The following is a 16989-nucleotide window of genomic DNA, read 5'->3' on the forward strand; positions in this document are numbered from 1 at the left end:
CCATCGGCCGTTGCTTGGCCCCCCGAAAAAACAACACCCCGCCAGGGCAAGGCCCTGGCGGGGTGGCGCATGGCCCCGGCTTGTGGCTGGGGCCCCGACCTGTGCGGGGTCGCCGGGTCAGGCGGCCTGCATGGTGCGGTGAGTGTCGATGAGGTGCTGCACCACGCCGGGATCGGCCAGCGTAGAGATGTCGCCGAGGGAATCGTATTCGGCGGTTGCGATCTTGCGCAGGATACGGCGCATGATCTTGCCCGAGCGGGTCTTCGGCAGGCCCGGCGCCCACTGGATCACGTCCGGCGTGGCGATCGGGCCGATTTCCTTGCGTACCCAGTTCTTCAGTTCCTGGCGCAGCTGCTCGGAAGGCTCCTCGCCGGCGTTCAGGGTGACGTAGACGTAGATGCCCTGGCCCTTGATGTCGTGCGGCACGCCGACCACCGCGGCCTCGGCCACTTTCGGGTGGGCGACCATGGCGCTTTCCACCTCGGCGGTGCCCATGCGGTGGCCGGAGACGTTGAGCACGTCATCCACCCGGCCGGTGATCCACCAGTAGCCGTCTTCGTCGCGACGGGCGCCGTCGCCGGTGAAGTACATGCCCTTGAAGGTGTTGAAGTAGGTGTCGACGAAGCGGTCGTGGTCGCCGTACAGGCTGCGCGCCTGGCCCGGCCAGGAGTCGATGATCACCAGGTTGCCCTCGGTGGCGCCCTCGAGGATGTTGCCCAGGTTGTCGACCAGGGCCGGCTGCACGCCGAAGAACGGCCGCGCGGCGGAGCCCGGCTTCATCGGGTGGGCGCCCGGCAGCGGGGTCATCAGGCAGGCGCCGGTCTCGGTCTGCCACCAGGTGTCGACGATCGGGCAGCGGCCCTGGCCGACGTTCTCGTAGTACCAGTGCCAGGCTTCCGGGTTGATCGGCTCGCCGACCGAGCCGAGCAGGCGCAGGCTGGAACCGTCGGCGCCTTCGACCGCGGCCTTGCCCTCGGCCATCATGGCGCGGATGGCGGTCGGCGCGGTGTAGAGGATGTTGACCTTGTGCTTGTCGATGATCCTGGCGACGCGGCTCACGTCCGGGTAGTTGGGCACGCCCTCGAACATCACGGTGGTGGCGCCGTTGGAGAGCGGGCCGTAGATCAGGTAGGTGTGGCCGGTAACCCAGCCGATGTCGGCGGTGCACCAGAAGACTTCGCCCGGGCGGTAGTCGAACACCCGCTCGTGGGTCAGCGAGGCGTACACCAGGTAGCCGCCGGTGGTGTGCAGCACGCCCTTCGGCTTGCCGGTGGAGCCGGAGGTGTAGAGGATGAACAGCGCTTCCTCGGCGCCCATTTCCTTCGGCGCGCAGGTGCTGCCGGCGACCTTCATCAGGTCCTCGTACCAGATGTCGCGGTGGCCGTTCCACTTGATCTCGGAACCGGTGCGCTTGACCACGATGATCTTCTGCACGCTGTGGGTTTCGGGGTTGGTCAGCGCGTCGTCGACGTTGCTCTTCAGTGGCACCTTCTTGCCGCCGCGCACGCCTTCGTCGGCGGTGATCACCACCTTGGACTTGCAGTCGATGATGCGCCCGGCCAGGGCCTCCGGCGAGAAGCCACCGAACACCACCGAGTGGATGGCGCCGATGCGGGCGCAGGCGAGCATGGCCACCGCGGCTTCCGGGATCATCGGCATGTAGATGGTCACCACGTCGCCGCGGTGCACGTCCTGGCCGCGCAGGGCGTTAGCGAACTTGCAGACCTGCTCGTGCAGCTCGCGGTAGGTGATCTCGCGGTGCTCGGACGGATCGTCGCCTTCCCAGATGATCGCGACCTGGTCGCCGCGGGTTTCCAAGTGGCGGTCCAGGCAGTTGGCCGAGAGGTTCAGGGTGCCGTCGGCAAACCACTTGATGTCGACGTGGTGGTCGTCGAAGGAGGTCTGCTTGACCTTGGTGAAGGGCTTGATCCAGTCGATGCGCTTGGCCTGCTCGCGCCAGAAGCCGTCCGGGTTGATCACCGACTGCTGGTACATCGCCTTGTAGGTGGCTTCGTCGGTCAGCGTGTTGGCGGCCACCTCGGGGCGGACGGGGTAGAGGGAAGCTGCAGTCATTCTGGGGTACCTCGGCGGGCGGTTGTTTTTGTATGCCGCCTTTTGTATCCCCCGCCCTTTCGTGGGGCCATTCGACCATGGTCTTACCGCTCTACGACCATGGTCTTGAACCTGTAAAGCCGGGGCTCTGCGACGTGCATATGGCGGTGGTAACAGGAACCCAATCTGCGCAGCGGCGAGGAAAAACCATCAGGCAACTCGGAGCCTGAGTCCCCATCAGAAGGCCGAGTGGAGGTGTCGCGCAGGGGGACGAGCCGCAGGGATGCGGCGAGAGGCATAACGGACCATGGATGGTCCGTGTATGCCGTGCCCCCGGAGCGGCACCGGAAGGAGGGAACCCCGCCGCAGGCGGGGCCGGATGCCGGGGTGGCCTTCTCTTTGGTTACTTTCTCTTGGCCAAACAAGAGAAAGTGACTCGCCCGGGAGGGCGAAACAATAAGTGTCAGAACACTCGGTAATTGGCTGAACAACGGAGCACTAATAAAGACCGCCCCCGGATTTCATCCGGGCTACGACTGCCCTTTAGCTATCGGCAAGCCAAAAAAAAGGCGACCCATCGGGAGGGCCGCCACCAATTCATTCCGGGGAGGAATGTCAGAAACGCAGTCCGATTCGCAGGATTCGGACGAGCGACTTTTTACCCCGCCTGCGCCAGGCAGACCATTGCACCAAGGTCGTAGACCGGCGCCCTACTCCTTGGCTATGTCCCCGTTAGTTGTTGCGCACCTTGTGGGAGCGGATTTATCCGCGAATTTCGCGGCCAGTCGGAATGCCGCCCAGCCGCTCCCACAAAAGCGGGATCGGTGCAGCAACACGTAACGGGGACATGGCCTACTCCTTGCCCAGGCCATGCTGGCGCAGCTTGTTGGCAATGGTGGTGTGCGACACCCCGAGGCGCTTGCCCAGCTGGCGGCTGCTCGGGTGCTCGGCGTACAGGCGCTCCAGCACCGCCTTCTCGAAGCGACCGAGGATGGCGTCCAGGTCGCCCTCGATGGAGAAGTCGCCCAGCGGCTGCGGCGCGCCGTAGTCCGGCAGGCGGATGTGCTCGGCCTTGACCGTGCCACCGTCGCACAGGGACACGGCCTGGAACAGCACGTTCTCCAGCTGGCGCACGTTGCCCGGCCAGTGGTAGTGGGCCATGCGCTCGAAGGCCTGGGGCGCCAGCCTGGGCAGCGGGCAGCCGATCTGCCGGCTGGCCGAGTCGAGGAAGTGCTCGGCGAGCGGGCCGAGGCCGTCCAGGCACTCGCGCAGCGGCGGGATATGCAGGCTGAGCACGTTGAGGCGGTGGTACAGGTCCTGGCGGAATTCGCCCTTGCTGCACAATTCGGACAGGTCGACCTGGGTGGCGCAGATCACCCGCACGTCCAGGTACACCTCCTCGTCGCTGCCCACCCGGCGGAAGCAGCCGTCCTGCAGGAAGCGCAGCAGCTTGGCCTGCAGGCGCGGACTCATCTCGCCAACGCCGTCGAGGAACAGGGTGCCGCCGGCGGTCAGTTCCAGCAGGCCCAGCTTGCCCTCCGGCCGCGCGCCCTCGAAAGCGCCGGGGCCGTAGCCGAACAGCTCGGTCTCGGCCATCGATTCCGGCAGCCCGGCGCAGTTCAGCGCCATGAACGGCGCCTGGCCGCGCGGGCTGGCCAGGTGGCAGGCGCGGGCCAGCAGTTCCTTGCCGGTGCCGGTCTCGCCCTCTATCAGCAGCGGCGCGTCCAGCGGCGCCATGCGCCGGGCCTCGCGCACCACCGCCGCCATCACCCTGGAGCTCTGGAAGATCGAGTCGAAGCCGCGCAGCTCGTGCTTGCGCACGTTGTAGATGCGCTCGCCGACCCGGTCGGCGCGGTGCAGGGTGAGCACCGCGCCGGCCAGTGCCTCGCTCTCGTCGTGTTCCGACTGCAGCGGCGCGATGTCGGCGAGGAACACGTCGCCCTTCACCTTGACCCGCAGGCCATTGATCCGCGCCTTGTTGGCGCGCACCAGTTCGGGCAGGTCGAAGTCCTCGATGTAGCGCGACAGGGCCATGCCCGGCACCTCGTCCACCCGCACACCGAGCAACTGCGCGGCGCTGCGGTTGGCGGCGACGATGGAGCCGCCCATGTCGATGGACAGCACCGGGAAGTCCAGCGCGCCGAGCAGCGCGTTGAGTTCCAGGTGGCGCCGCTCGCTGGGCATCAGGCCGACGCGCTTGACCCCGAACACGCCGGAGATGGACTCCAGCTTGGGGCGCAGCGCCTGGAACTGCAGGTTGATCAGGTTCGGGCAGTGCAGATAGATGGCGTTGCCCTGCTCGCCGCCGACCTCGCCACGGGCGACGTTGATGCCGTAGTCGACCAGCAGTTCGAGGATGTCGCGCAGGATGCCGACGCGGTTCTGGCAGTGGATCTTGATTCGCACGGTGGTCGACCCTGTTTGTAGTTGTGCTTGGGTCACGGCCTGATTTTTCGCAAGACGGCCGCTGATTTCCGTCAAGAATATGTGACGGATCAACTCACCAGCAAGGCGATGACATGCCGCCTCGGCCGATTCGTAATCTTTTCTTTACGAACATCAACGTCCCACGCCCTCCCGCGACGCCCTGCCACCGGCTGCCATCGCCATGCCCGCGGGGTATCAATGCTCCATACAACAACACTCCGCGGCACGCCGCAGACGAGGAGGCGATGCGATGAAAACCACGCACTACGTGGCCCGGCAACCGGACGAAGCTGGCTTCATCCACTATTCGGACACCGAGCACCAGGTGTGGAACACCCTGATCACCCGGCAGTTAAAGCTGCTCGACGGCCGCGCCTGCCAGGAATACTTCGACGGCCTCGAACAGCTCGACCTGCCCCACGAGCGGATTCCCCAGCTCGGCGAGATCAACCGCGTGCTCGGCGCCACCACCGGCTGGAGCGTGGCCCAGGTGCCGGCGCTGATCCCCTTCCAGACCTTCTTCGAACTGCTGGCCAGCAAGCGCTTCCCGGTCGCCACCTTCATCCGCACCCCGGAGGAGCTGGACTACCTGCAGGAGCCGGACATCTTCCACGAGATCTTCGGCCACTGTCCGCTGCTCACCAACCCCTGGTTCGCCGAATTCACCCACGCCTACGGCAAGCTCGGCCTGGCCGCGACCAAGGAGCAGCGCGTGTACCTGGCGCGTCTGTACTGGATGACCATCGAGTTCGGCCTGGTCGACACCCCGCAGGGCCGGCGCATCTACGGCGGCGGCATCCTCTCCTCGCCGAAGGAGACGGTCTACTCTCTATCCGACGCGCCGGAACACCAGGCCTTCGATCCGCTGGAGGCGATGCGCACGCCCTACCGCATCGACATCCTGCAGCCGCTGTACTTCGTCCTGCCGGAACTCAAGCGCCTGTTCGAACTGGCCCACGAGGACATCATGGGCCTGGTCAGCCAGGCCATGACCCTCGGCCTGTACACGCCGAAGTTTCCGCCGAAAGCCGCCTGACAACCCCTGGGAGCGACCGGTTGGCATCCACCCAGCCGCTCCCACCTACATCCCATACAGCTACTCCGGAGAACACGATGAGCCTTGCCCAAGCCCAATGCGAAGCCTGCCGCGCCGACGCGCCCCACGTCTCGGACGAGGAGCTGGCCACGCTGATCCGCGAGATCCCGGACTGGAACATCGAGACCCGCGACGGCCACATGGAGCTGGAGCGGGTCTACCTGTTCAAGAACTTCCGCCACGCCCTGGCCTTCACCAACGCGGTCGGCGCCATCGCCGAGGAAGTCGGCCACCACCCCGCCCTGCTCACCGAATGGGGCAAGGTCACCGTCACCTGGTGGAGCCACGAAATGAAGGGCCTGCACCGCAACGACTTCATCATGGCCGCCCGCACCGACGTGCTCGCCGCCAGCGCAGAGGGCCGCAAGTGAGCCATTTCGCCGCCATCGGCCGGGTGCCCGGCGACCCCATACTCGGACTGCTCGACGCCTACCGCGCCGACCCCAACCCGGCCAAGCTGGACCTGGGCGTGGGCGTGTACAAGGACGCCCTCGGCATCACCCCGATCCCCTACGCCGTGAAGCTGGCCGAGCGGCACCTGGTGGAGCACGAACCGACCAAGAGCTATATCGGCGGCCACGGCGACCCGGTGTTCGGCGACCACCTGCTGCAACTGGTGCTGGGCGCGGACAACCCGCTGCTGCGCGACGGCGCCGTCGGCGCCACCCAGACCCCGGGCGGCACCGGCGCGCTACGCCTGGCCGGCGACTTCATCGCCGCCAACCTGCCGGGCCGCGGCATCTGGCTGAGCGCGCCGACCTGGCCGATACACGAGAGCATCTTCGCCACCTGCGGCCTGCGGGTGGAGCACTACCCCTACGTCGGCGCCGACAACCGCCTGGACGTGGAAGCCCTACTCGACGCCCTGCAACGGGTGCCGGCCGGCGACGTGGTGCTGCTGCACGCCTGCTGCCACAACCCGACCGGTTTCGACCTCGCCCCGCGCGACTGGAAGCGCGTGCTGGACGTGGTCAAGGCGCGCGAGCTGCTGCCGCTGATCGACTTCGCCTACCAGGGCTTCGGCGACGGCCTGGACGAAGACGCCTGGGCCGTGCGCCTGTTCGCCGCCGAGCTGCCCGAACTGCTGGTGACCAGCTCCTGCTCGAAGAACTTCGGCCTGTACCGCGAACGCACCGGCGCGCTGATCGTGCGGGCGCAGGATGCCGGCAAGCTGATCGACATCCGCAGCCAGCTGGCCGCCCTCGCCCGCAACCTGTGGTCGACGCCGCCGGCCCACGGCGCCGCGGTGGTCGCCACCATCCTCGGCGACCCCGAGCTGCGCGGCCTGTGGGCCGAGGAAGTGGAAGCCATGCGCCTGCGTGTGGCCAACCTGCGCAACGGCCTGGTGGCGGCGCTGGTGCCCCACGGCCTGGCCGGGCGCTTCGCCCACATCGCCGCCCAGCGCGGCATGTTCTCCTACACCGGCCTCAGCGCCGAGCAGGTGCAGCGCCTGCGCCAGGAGTTCAGCGTGTATCTGGTCAACAGCGGCCGGGCCAACGTGGCCGGCATGGCCGAGGAACGGCTGGACTACCTGGCCGGCGCCATCGCCAACGTGTACACGCCCTGAGGCCCATCGGGCCCGGGGCGGTGCGCGCGGCGCACCCTACGTCAGACCGGACCATCCCCCGGTAGGGTGCGCCGCGCGCATCGGCCAGAGCCCCCCAGGAAAAGCCTGAAAGACTCGTCATTCCCGCGCAGGCGGGAACCCAGTCCCCCGAGGCACCTGGGCTCCCGCCTCCGCGGGAGTGACGGTACAGAGTTTCCCTAGAGGTTCTGGTAGCGGTTCATGTCCAGCACGCCCGCCTCCACCGGCTCGGTCTCGTGGATGTAGGCCGACAGGTCGTGGAAGTAGCGCCAGAACTCCGGGTGGCTGCGGCGGATGCCCCAGCGCTCCACCACCTTCTCGAACGCCGCCGGGTCGCGGGCCTGCTCCAGCGCGGCGACGAACTCGGGCACTTCCCGGGCCGGCAGGCTGAACATGAAGTTGGGGTAACTGGTCAGCACACCCGGGTAGACCGTCAGGGTGTCCAGCCCCGGCTGGTAGCGCAGGGATTCGCCGGTCATGAAGGCGACGTTGCTGTGCGCGCGGTTGCGCAGCAGGCTGTAGACCTCGCGGCCGCCATCGGCCCGCTCCACCCGCAGCAGGGTCGCCTCGGGCAGCTGGTCGATCGCCTTGAGCCCGCCGGCCGGGCGGCCAGTGAGGCGGCTCAGCGCCTGCTCGGCGTCGGCCAGGTCGGCCGGCAGCCCCGGCCGGTGGCAGTCGGCGCCCTCGCAGCGGTTGATCGGGTCGGGCCGCGCGTTGAGGTCGGCGTAGCGCGTCAGCAGGGCACGGGCGAACGCGCCCTTGGCGCCCTGCTCCGGCAGGTTCAGGCCGGTCGCGGTGTCCAGGTCGGCCTCGGCGTAGTCCAGCCACATCTTCAGCTTACCGGCGTTCTGGTACCAGTCGTCCAGGTAGGTCTGGCGCGCGTCAGGCGGCAGCAGGCGGAGGAAGTTCAGCTCGGCGCCGTTGCGGATCAGATCGAAGTACAGGCGCGTCTGGGCCTGGTGGGCGACGTTGCCGAACACGTCGAAGTTGACCACCAGCTGGTAGTAGGTGCGCTCGAACAGCGGGTAGTCCAGCAGCCACATCGTCTGCGGAATCTCGCCGATCAGGCCCTTGCGCACCATGGCGCTGTCGTGGTGGCGGAAGATCGACAGCAGCGCGTTGTCGTTGCCGCTCCACAGGCTCGACCAGTTCGGCACCGGCGCGTCGGCATAGGCGTCCCGGCGCAGGTCCTCGTAGTCGTTGCGTTTGTCCCGGTAGGCCGTCCACAGCCCCAGCAGATCACCGATCTCGTCGAACTGGCCCGGCATCGCCAGCAGCGGCGTGGCCTTGGCGCGGTACTCGGCATCGGTGACGTAGAGGTCCTGCCGCGGGTCCTGGAACACCGCCCAGAAGTTGTCGCGGATCACGTCGGTGGCGATCTGGCCGCGGCACACCGGGCCGCGGATGAAGGTGCGCACGAAGTATTCCGCGTTATCCAGCATGAACTGGTAGCGGGCCTGGACCGGAATCGCCTGGAAGGTCTCGAAGGGGTTAGCCCGGCGCTGGGCGCCGTAGCCGGGCACCGCGTCCACCGTCCAGTCGCCGCTGTAGAACAGCTCGCGGACACGCTTCAGCTTCGCCGCGCCGAGCGGGTAGGTGATGTGGGTCTTGTGCACGATCACACCCTGGATCGGCCACAGGCGGTAGAACACCTCGGTGCCCGGGTCCTCGTTGGGACGGCGGGTGGCGATGGGGTCGATCGGCTGGCCGCTGGGCGTGCGCGAGCGCACCAGCTGGAAGAAGTGCCCCGGCTCACCACCCTCGAAGTACAGGTGGGCGAGGAACAGGTGTTCGAATAGCCAGCGGTTGACCAGGCTCTCCCGCGCGCCGGGCGCATTGAGGAACGCCTCCCACTCGGCCACCTGGGCCAGTTCGGCGGCGGACGGCTGCAGGGCCAGTTCCTCCACCGGCGCGCCATCCTTCAGCCATTGCTGCAGGGTGGCGTACTCGGCGTCGCTCAGGCCGGCGACGGCGAACGGCATGCCGCCGTGGGCGAACTTCCGGGCATAGGCGTCGAACTCGCCGGGCAGCGGACACTGGTTCTCCCGGTCGAGGGAGATGTCCAGATCGGCCGGCAACTTGGCATTGGCTTCGAGCGGGTTGCCGCGTCCCAGCTCCAGCATGCGCGCCACCAGCGCGGCCTGACCGGCCTGCGGGTCGAGCACCGAATGGAAGCCCTTCTTGCGCCAGGCGTCCTCGCCCCGGGCATCGAAGTACAGCCGGGTGGTGGCCTGGGCGCTGGTGCGCGCGCCGTCGTACACGGGCAGCTTGCTGGCGCCACGCAGCACGCCTTCGCCGCTGCCCAGATTGAGCTGGCAGGGCGAGTCGTAACAGGCGTGGCAGGCCACGCATTTCTGGGTGAGGATCGGTTGGACGTCGCGAAGGTAGGAGATTTCGCCGGCATGCGCCGTGGCGCCCGCAACGAACATGACGACGGCGGACCAGACACGGTACGGCATGGCCTTTTCCCTGGAGAATGACGGGGCGATTCTAGCCTCATCCGCCGGAAGCCGTCGCGGACAAGACGCAGGTCATGCCGCCGATCATCCACGCGGCTTATGCTGCGCAGCGGCCGCCCCGCGATCATTCACCACCCCCACGGAAAGGACATCCGCCATGAAAGCCCTCGGCACGGCACTCGCCGCCTCGCTCCTCGCCACCTGCGCCCAGGCCGCCGACTGCGGCTTCGCGCCGCTGCACCTCGCCGCCGATGCCAGCGCCCCGGGCACATTTGCCGCCGCAGGCGAACGCATCGAGGTGCGCTTTACAAACGAAAATCCCAACATCGCCGAACCCGACGCGTTCCCCGAGCCGCCCGCCATTCTCCTGGACAAGACCAGCGGCCGCCGCTGCCTGATCGAGGACGGCGGCATCTGGGCCCGCGAACCGATGTACCTCAGCCTCGACGAAACGCGCCTGCTGACCTACGAGACCAGCGGCTCCAGCGGCGACCTGATGGTCTACGACACCCGCACCTGCCAGCGGCTGCTGAGCCGGGACATCTCCGGCCAGCGCATGGCGGTGGAAGGCAACCAGCTGGTACTCGGCAGCCGGTGCAACGGCGCGACGGCGGATACATGCGAGATAAGCAAACGCGAGCCGCTGGATACGCTGTGCGCTCTCTGATCGGTTCTAAGAACCTGTTCAAAGTCTGCTGCGCGTCGGCCAAACGGCGTTGGAAACGGCCTCGGAATGCTCATTTACCACTCGTAAACTCCGCTTCCTCAGTCATTTCCGCCACCGTTTGGCTCTAGCTCGCGAGACTTTGAACAGGTTCTAAGCGATCTACGCCGAAGGACCGACCAGCGCCTCGGCCCGGTCCCTGAGCTGCCGGGCCTCATGCAGCCGCACCAGCATGTCCTGCTCCTGCAGCAGCGCGAAGAAGATGCGGGCCCGCTCCGCCATCGCGACGCCTTCTTCGAGCAGGCGCAACGCGGCCAGGCGCTGGTCGAGGAAACCGAGCAGCTCGGCCTCCTCGCTCCAGCGGGCGATGCGCTGCCTCGCCTCGCGGGTCGGGCAGGCCAGGCCGGTGGCCAGCAGGGCGTCGAGCCACTGCCCCCAGTCTTCCAGCCAGTCCCTCAACGGATCGTTCATCGGACCTCACTGAACAGATGATGCCGGCCACGGGCGTCGAACAGCGCGACCGGTGAGAAAAGGGGCGCATCGCCCTCGACGACCCAGCGGCCGAACAGCAGAACGTCGTCGCCCTCCGCCGCGGCCAGGATACGGGCGGCGCGCGGGCACCCGGCGCCGGCGGCCATCACCAGGGGAAAGCGATAACCGTCCTCGCTGACCGCCTCGCCCAGCCAGCGCTGCCCCAGGCGCTCGAACACCGGTGCCTTGAGCAGGCGCGCGGACACCAGCCCCCAGGGCTGCGGATCGCTGCGGTAGAGCCAGGCCTGGCGATGCTCGGCGATGCGCAGCAGGCGGGCAGCAGGCGCATCGACCAGTGCCGGTAGCGCCTCCTTCGGCCAGGGTTCGATCACCCGCAGGCGCGTTCCGGCACGGGCGGAGAGCCGTCCGTCCTCGCTGACCCAGCCCCGTTCCAGCAGGCACTCCATGCCCAGCAGCTTCACCGCCGGCTGGTCGGCGAGCATCGCCTGGGCCAGCGCGCCCTCGGCGCTCCAGCCGGGATGCAAGGCCAGCGAGCGGGACTCGGACAGGCTGTAGCAACGGCGATCCGTGGGGGAGACGAAGTGCAGGCGGTATCCGCGGTAGCCGCCGGCGGTCTCCCAGCATTCGGCGGTCAGGCACAGCAGGCGCAGGTTCTCGCAGGCGGCGAACTTCTGCCGGTGCAGGCCGGCCAGCCGTGATAGCGGCTGCGGCAACGGCACCCGGGCCAGCGCATGGCGGTGGGCAAGCAGCTCCGCCAGCTGGCGGCGCACCTGCCGCACCTGGCTGGCGGCCATGCCCTGGCGCTCGTCGTCGAGCAGGCCCGCCAGGCGCGCCAGCAGGCGCCCCGGCAGCGGCAGGTCGGCCTGCAGCAACTCGGTGGCCAGGGCCTGCCCACGCGCGACGAACAGGCTCGAACCGCCGCTCATGCCGATCACGGCCAGCTCCTCCAGCCAGCCATCGAGCGCCGCCAGTGCCTGCCGCTGGGCGTCGCTCAGCGCCTCGGCCTCCGGCTCGTCCGGCTCGACCAGCTGCAACACGACCAGCGCACGGTGGGCGCAGCGGCTTTCCCGGCAGGAGCACAGCGAGGCCGGCAGGCCACCGGCGCGCGGGATCATCACCGTGGCCACCTCGGGATCGGCCAACGTCGCCGACAGCTGGCGCTCATCGATCACCCATTGCGCCTCAGCACCCTGGGCCCGCCAGCGCCGGGCCTTGGTGATGGAAGCCCGCCCCAGCAGCCTCTCGCGCTCGCCGGCGTCGTCGATCAGCCAGGGCTCGCCCGCCTCCGGCTCCGGCGCAAGCGGAGCCGTTTCAGCGCAGGCGGCCAGGCGCTCGCTCAGCCCGAGCAGCAGGCCCAGTTGATGGTGACAGACACCGAAGGCGGGGCAGCTGCATCGCAGGTGTTCGAAACCGACACCGTCCAGCTGTTGCCGGTAGCCCTCCAGTTCGGCCTCGGCGCGCGCCTCCTCCAGCAACCAGCCGATGGGGGCCTGATCCTCCAGCAGCTTGCGCGCCCGCCGGACCAGGCCGCGATTGGCCCAGCCCACCAGGGTCTCCTCGGTGAGGCCGCGCAGCCAGGCGTGCAGGCTCATGCCCCCTTCTCCGCCATGCAGCTGGCCACCCAGTCGGCCAGGTGCTCGGGCGTCATCGCCGCCACCGCCATGCCGCGCGCGACCAGCTCGCCCGCCATCGCCTGGTCGTAGGCCGGCTGCGCCTGCTCGTCCAGCGCGGCCAGGCCGAGCAGGCTGACCCCGGACTCGGCCAGGCGCGTCACGCAGCCGAGCATCCGGGCCGGGTCGGCCCCCTCGCAGAAGTCGCTGATCAGCACCAGCATGCAGCGGCTCGGCCGGGTCACCAGGGTTTCCGCGTGGGCGAGGGCCAGGCCGATGTCGGTGCCGCCGCCCAGCTGCACCGCCAGCAGCGTTTCCACCGGGTCGTCGAGACGGTCGCCGACATCCACCACCTGGGTATCGAACAGCAGCATCCGCGTCTGCAGGCTGCGCAGGCGGCTGAAGATGCCGGCGACCACCGCGGCATGGATCACCGAGCTGCTCATCGATCCGCTCTGGTCGACCACCAGGATGATCTCCCAGGGCAGTCGGCGCTGGCGCTGCGGGTTGTAGTAGAGGCGCTGCAACAGCAGCACCTGGTTTTCCAGGTCGTAGTGGCGCAGGTTGCGGCGCAGCGTCATCGACCAGTCCAGCACCGCGTGGCTGGGCCGGCCGCCCTGGGCATGGCGTATCCGCCGCCCTTCGATCCGGTTGCGCACGTTGCGCGCCAGCCGCTCGGCCAGGTCGTCGCAGACCTGGCGGATGATCTGCCTGACCTCGCCCATCAGGGCTTCCGGCAGCCAGTGGCGGAAGGTCAGCAGTGTCTGCACCAGCTCGATGTTCGGCGTGGCCCGGCGCAGCACCTCGGGGTCGGTCAGCAACGCGGTCAGGCCGTAGCGCTCGATCGCCTGGCGCTGCAGGGCCTCCACCGTGCCCTGCGGGAACAGGCGGCGCACACCCTCCAGCCAGCGTACCGCGGTCAGCCGGGAGCCTTCGCTGCCGGCACCGCGCTCTTGGTCCCGCGGCCCGTGGGTGCGCTGGGCGTATTCGCGCTGGTACAGGTAGTCCAGCGCCGCATCGCGGGCGCCATCGACCTCGCTCAGCTCGCCGCCGGCGGGCTCGCTGTCCCTCCCCAGCACCAGACGCCAGCGCCGGCGCAGTTCGGCATCAGTCATCGCGCCCTCCATCCCAGAGCAGGCGCGCCGCGCCCAGGTCCGACCGCAGCTGCGCCGCGCGCTGCAGGTCGTCGCTCGACCAGTGCCGCGACGCTGCCGGCAGGCGCGCAGCGACGCCCGGCATGACGTCGCCCGCCAGCTCGCTCAACTGGCGCGGCGACAGCTGGGTGAAGGCCAGGCGCAGACCCGGCAGGGCCTGGAGAAAGGTCTCCTCGTCCCAGGACAACAACATATCGCCCATACATGCCTGCAACCGCTCCTCCTGCAGCAGGCGGTGGCGGGCGACGCGCAGGAGTCCGGCGACGAACCGCCCCGGGGCCTCGACGTCGACGAAGGCCTCACCTGCCGTCGCGCCCAGGGCATCGGTCACGGCCTCCACATCCATCCGCCGCCCTTCCAGCAGCACGCCATGGATCAGCCCTCTGAGCAGTGCCGAAGGGTGCATCGTCAGCATCAGTTGCAAAGCCTCGAAGAAGGACTCCGGTTCGCAGCCCGGGGTGTCCAGGGTAACCAGGTTGAGCATGTCCACCAGGGCATCGGCCAGCTCGTCATGGTTTTCCTGGGACAACCCGCCCTGCCAGGGCAGGCACAGGCAGATGCGCTGGAAACACAGGGCGAGCAGCCCGTCGAGCGCTTCCAGCCCCTGCCCACCCAGCGCCGAGCGCGCGTGGCGGGCGGCATCCAGGCGCAGCAGGCCACGGCACAGTTCGAGCAGATCGCCCTCCCTTTCCAGCCAGTGCTCGACCTGATGCAACAGGGCGCCGAGCAGGTCGTGCAGCCCCATCGCCAGGGCTTCGATCAGCAGGCTCGCCGGCTCCCTGCGCTGGCGCCGAGCCTGCTCCATGCGTTCGCGGCAGCAGGCGGTCGCCGCGTCCAGCAGGCGGCCGCCATAGTGGCTGCGCTCGGTCAGCACGGCCTCCGTTTCCGGCTGCCAGCGAATCGACCACACCTCGCGCACCCGCTGCAGGTCCTGCCCCTGGGCGAAGCGCGGGCCGGCGAGCAGGGTCGCGTAGGGCACCCCGAGGAACTCCAGGCGATGCAGCATATGCGACTGCTCGCGATGCCTGGCGCTGCGGTAGATATCCAGCGCCCGCTCGAGCGGCGCGCCGGCGGAAGATGGCAGGCGCAGGCGACGACAGTGCTGGCGGAAGTCGGCCATCAGCGGCGGCACCGGCAAGCCCGCCGGCAGGCGGCCACTCTCGTTGCCGGCGAGAAAGCGCTCGATCCCGGCCAGCAGCGTCTGTTCGCTGCCGTCCCGGGCCTGCTTGAGCACGCTGCTGAGCAGCGCCTCGCGCAGTTCCAGCCGTCCTACCCCGTGCCCGCGCAGAGCCGCCAGCCGCTTGGCCATCACCACCGCCTCCACCGCGTCCGGAAAGGCCGCGCCCAGACGCTGCTGGCGCAGGTGCTCGACCAGCTCCAGGGCCAGGCCGGCGTGCACCTCCTGATGCACCTCGCCGGCATTCTCCCGCCGCCGCGACAGCACCGACCAGACCCGCGCCTGGTACGCGCAATCCGGGATGCCGGCGGCATAGTGGCGGGTCGCGTTGAGCCGTTGCAGCGAGTAGTTCACCAGGTGCACACCGGCCGCATCCGCCGCCACTTCGGGAAACGCGCCGGGCGCCTCCAGCTGCGCCAGGATGCCCAGGCAATGGAACGCGCCGCACACGACCAGGCAGCGCTTGCCCTCCGCCCGCGCCCGGTTGATCGCCACCGCCATGTGCGCTTCGCGCGCCAGGGTCAGGGCATCGACCCCGTCGCCCTCGCGCAGGTAGTGGCCCAGGTGCAGCAGGCGGACAAAGAAGTCCTCCGCCGTCGGGTAGGCGACGCCGCTCTCGAAATGGCGCTCCCACCAGGTGTCGAAATCCACGCAGCCGCTGACCGCCAGCAGGGTGGCCATGGCATCGCCCCGGGCCATCCGGCGATCGTCGTTGAGCGGCGGCTCCAGCTCGTCGTCCGCCTCGGCGTCCGGGTCCAGCAGCGCCTGGCGGGCCATGTACGGCAGATCGATGAAACGGGTCTCGATGCCCAGGCGGTTGGCCTCGCGCAGCGCGACCCACTCCGGCGACATGGCGGCCATCGGCACGAAGCAGCGCGCCTGGGCGGCCTGCCTGCCGGGCGACCGGGCATGGATGAACAGCGCCACCGGCGGCCGGGTCTGTTCGTCCAGCAGATGGGACAGCAGGTCGTTGGCCTCGCTGGGCCCCTCGATGAGCACCACGTCCGGGCGCACGGCCTCGATCAGCCGGCGCACCTGCCAGGCGCAATGCGGGCTGTGATGGCGGATCGGCGCCCAGATCAGCTCGGGATGGGCGGCATAGGCCGAGGGCAGCCGCGCGCAGTCCCAGTCCTCAGTCATCCCGGGCGTCGGCAAAGTCCTGCCACTCCGGGCTGGCGCTGCGCAGCCGCCGCACCACGCGCAGGTAGTCGCGGAAGCGCCGGGCATCCTGTTCGTCGTCCTTGATCACCGTGCCCAGCATGAAGCGCGACAGGTCGCGCGGCCGCACCTCGGGCAGGCCGAAGTAGTGGCACTGCACCGCCGCGCTGAAGGCTACCGCGATGGCCTCGGCCGTCGACAGCACCGTCGTCGGCGACTCGACCGCCGTGCCCTGCACGCTGCCGGCGCGCAGCTCCTGGAAGGCGGTCGCCAGCAACTGCGCCACATCGCCGCTCAACCCGGTGGCGATGCCCTGCTCGCGCAACTGGCGGTTGACCTCGCGCTGCAGCAGCTCCTTCTGCTCCTGCAGGCGCGCCAGCGGGCGCATGGTTTCGAAATTGAAGCGGCGCTTGAGCGCCGAGGACATGTCGTTGACGCCCCGGTCCTTGAGGTTGGCGGTGGCGATCACGTTGAAGCCGGGCTGCGCCAGCAGGTAGGCACCGTCGCTCTCCTTCATCTCCGGCACCTGCAGCAGGCGCTCGGAAAGGATGGGGATGAGGTTGTCCTGCACCTCGGTCGGGCAGCGGGTGATTTCCTCGAAACGCAGCAGGGCGCCACGGTTCATGGCCCGGTGCAGCGGCCCGGGCACCAGCGCCTCGGGACCCGGCCCGGAGCGCAGCAGGAGGGCGTAGTTCCAGCCGTAGCGGATGTTCTCCTCGACCACCCCGGCGCTGCCCTGCACGGCGAGGGTACTGTCGCCGCAGATGGCCGCCGCCAGCAGCTCCGACAGCAGCGACTTGGCCGTGCCGGGCTCGCCCACCAGCATCAGCCCGCGCTGGCCGATCAGGGTGACGATGGCGCGTTCGACCACGTCGTCGTTGCCGAACACCTTGCGCAGCACCGGGGTACCGCCGATCTCGTCGCCACCGCTGCCGAGGATGAAGGTGCGCACCATGGCCGGCGACAGGCGCCAGCCGGGCGGGCGCGGGCCGCCATCAGCCTCGGCCAGGCGCTGCAGCTCGGCGGCGTGCGCCTGCTCGGCGGGCAGGCGCTGGGCCGCGTCACTTTTCGGATCGTTCCCGCTCATTCGCCTCTCCTCGTGGTGGCATGCGGCG

The 16989-nt window shown here is 69.1% G+C and carries 12 protein-coding genes; 4 read left to right on the plus strand and 8 right to left on the minus strand.

Going from position 1 to position 16989, the window contains the following annotated elements:
- Window positions 1-117: 117 nt before the first annotated feature.
- Window positions 118-2073, minus strand: coding sequence for an acetate--CoA ligase (gene acs / locus N5D30_RS00730; protein ID WP_279907227.1), 1956 nt, complete (start codon window positions 2071-2073; stop codon window positions 118-120).
- A gap of 831 nt (window positions 2074-2904) precedes the next feature.
- Window positions 2905-4458 carry a sigma-54-dependent transcriptional regulator gene (locus tag N5D30_RS00735; protein ID WP_279907228.1) on the minus strand — a complete coding sequence of 518 codons (1554 nt, stop codon included), beginning with the start codon at window positions 4456-4458 and terminating at the stop codon, window positions 2905-2907.
- Window positions 4459-4660: 202 nt separating this feature from the next.
- Between N5D30_RS00735 and phhA the strand changes: the two genes are divergently transcribed.
- The 3 genes from phhA (at window position 4661) to N5D30_RS00750 (ending at window position 7142) form a co-directional block, all read left to right on the plus strand.
- Window positions 4661-5515 carry a phenylalanine 4-monooxygenase gene (gene phhA / locus N5D30_RS00740; protein ID WP_279907229.1) on the plus strand — a complete coding sequence of 285 codons (855 nt, stop codon included), beginning with the start codon at window positions 4661-4663 and terminating at the stop codon, window positions 5513-5515.
- Between the two features lie 77 nt (window positions 5516-5592).
- Window positions 5593-5946 carry a 4a-hydroxytetrahydrobiopterin dehydratase gene (locus N5D30_RS00745; RefSeq protein WP_192397398.1) on the plus strand — a complete coding sequence of 118 codons (354 nt, stop codon included), beginning with the start codon at window positions 5593-5595 and terminating at the stop codon, window positions 5944-5946.
- Window positions 5943-7142 (plus strand): aspartate/tyrosine/aromatic aminotransferase, encoded by a 1200-nt coding sequence (locus tag N5D30_RS00750; protein ID WP_279907230.1) that lies wholly within the window; start codon window positions 5943-5945, stop codon window positions 7140-7142. Before N5D30_RS00745 ends, N5D30_RS00750 begins: the two co-directional genes overlap by 4 nt.
- A gap of 197 nt (window positions 7143-7339) precedes the next feature.
- Here the strand turns inward: N5D30_RS00750 and N5D30_RS00755 are convergent, their stop codons facing one another.
- Complete coding sequence (locus N5D30_RS00755) at window positions 7340-9619, minus strand: fatty acid cis/trans isomerase (RefSeq protein ID WP_279907231.1); 2280 nt, start codon at window positions 9617-9619, stop codon at window positions 7340-7342.
- A gap of 157 nt (window positions 9620-9776) precedes the next feature.
- Here N5D30_RS00755 and N5D30_RS00760 point away from each other — a divergent pair, with 157 nt between their 5' ends.
- Window positions 9777-10286 (plus strand): hypothetical protein, encoded by a 510-nt coding sequence (locus N5D30_RS00760; protein WP_279907232.1) that lies wholly within the window; start codon window positions 9777-9779, stop codon window positions 10284-10286.
- Between the two features lie 159 nt (window positions 10287-10445).
- Here the strand turns inward: N5D30_RS00760 and N5D30_RS00765 are convergent, their stop codons facing one another.
- The 5 genes from N5D30_RS00765 to N5D30_RS00785 are packed head-to-tail and all read right to left on the minus strand — an operon-like array spanning window position 10446 to window position 16961.
- Window positions 10446-10754 (minus strand): hypothetical protein, encoded by a 309-nt coding sequence (locus N5D30_RS00765; RefSeq protein ID WP_279907233.1) that lies wholly within the window; start codon window positions 10752-10754, stop codon window positions 10446-10448.
- The gene (locus N5D30_RS00770) at window positions 10751-12367 is read right to left on the minus strand and encodes a hypothetical protein (RefSeq protein WP_279907234.1); all 1617 of its coding nucleotides are present in this window, start codon (window positions 12365-12367) and stop codon (window positions 10751-10753) included. Before N5D30_RS00770 ends, N5D30_RS00765 begins: the two co-directional genes overlap by 4 nt.
- A complete protein-coding gene (locus N5D30_RS00775; RefSeq protein WP_279907235.1) occupies window positions 12364-13500 on the minus strand; it encodes a VWA domain-containing protein in 1137 nt (378 codons plus the stop codon). The genes N5D30_RS00770 and N5D30_RS00775 overlap by 4 nt, the downstream gene beginning before the upstream one ends.
- On the minus strand, window positions 13493-15856 hold the full coding sequence (locus tag N5D30_RS00780; RefSeq protein ID WP_279907236.1) for a DUF5682 family protein: 2364 nt from the start codon (window positions 15854-15856) through the stop codon (window positions 13493-13495). Before N5D30_RS00780 ends, N5D30_RS00775 begins: the two co-directional genes overlap by 8 nt.
- Window positions 15849-16961 carry an AAA family ATPase gene (locus N5D30_RS00785; RefSeq protein WP_279907237.1) on the minus strand — a complete coding sequence of 371 codons (1113 nt, stop codon included), beginning with the start codon at window positions 16959-16961 and terminating at the stop codon, window positions 15849-15851. The genes N5D30_RS00780 and N5D30_RS00785 overlap by 8 nt, the downstream gene beginning before the upstream one ends.
- Window positions 16962-16989: the final 28 nt, after the last annotated feature.

It is taken from the genome of Pseudomonas sp. GD03875 (assembly GCF_029840585.1).
Taxonomy (GTDB): Bacteria; Pseudomonadota; Gammaproteobacteria; order Pseudomonadales; family Pseudomonadaceae; genus Aquipseudomonas; species Aquipseudomonas paralcaligenes.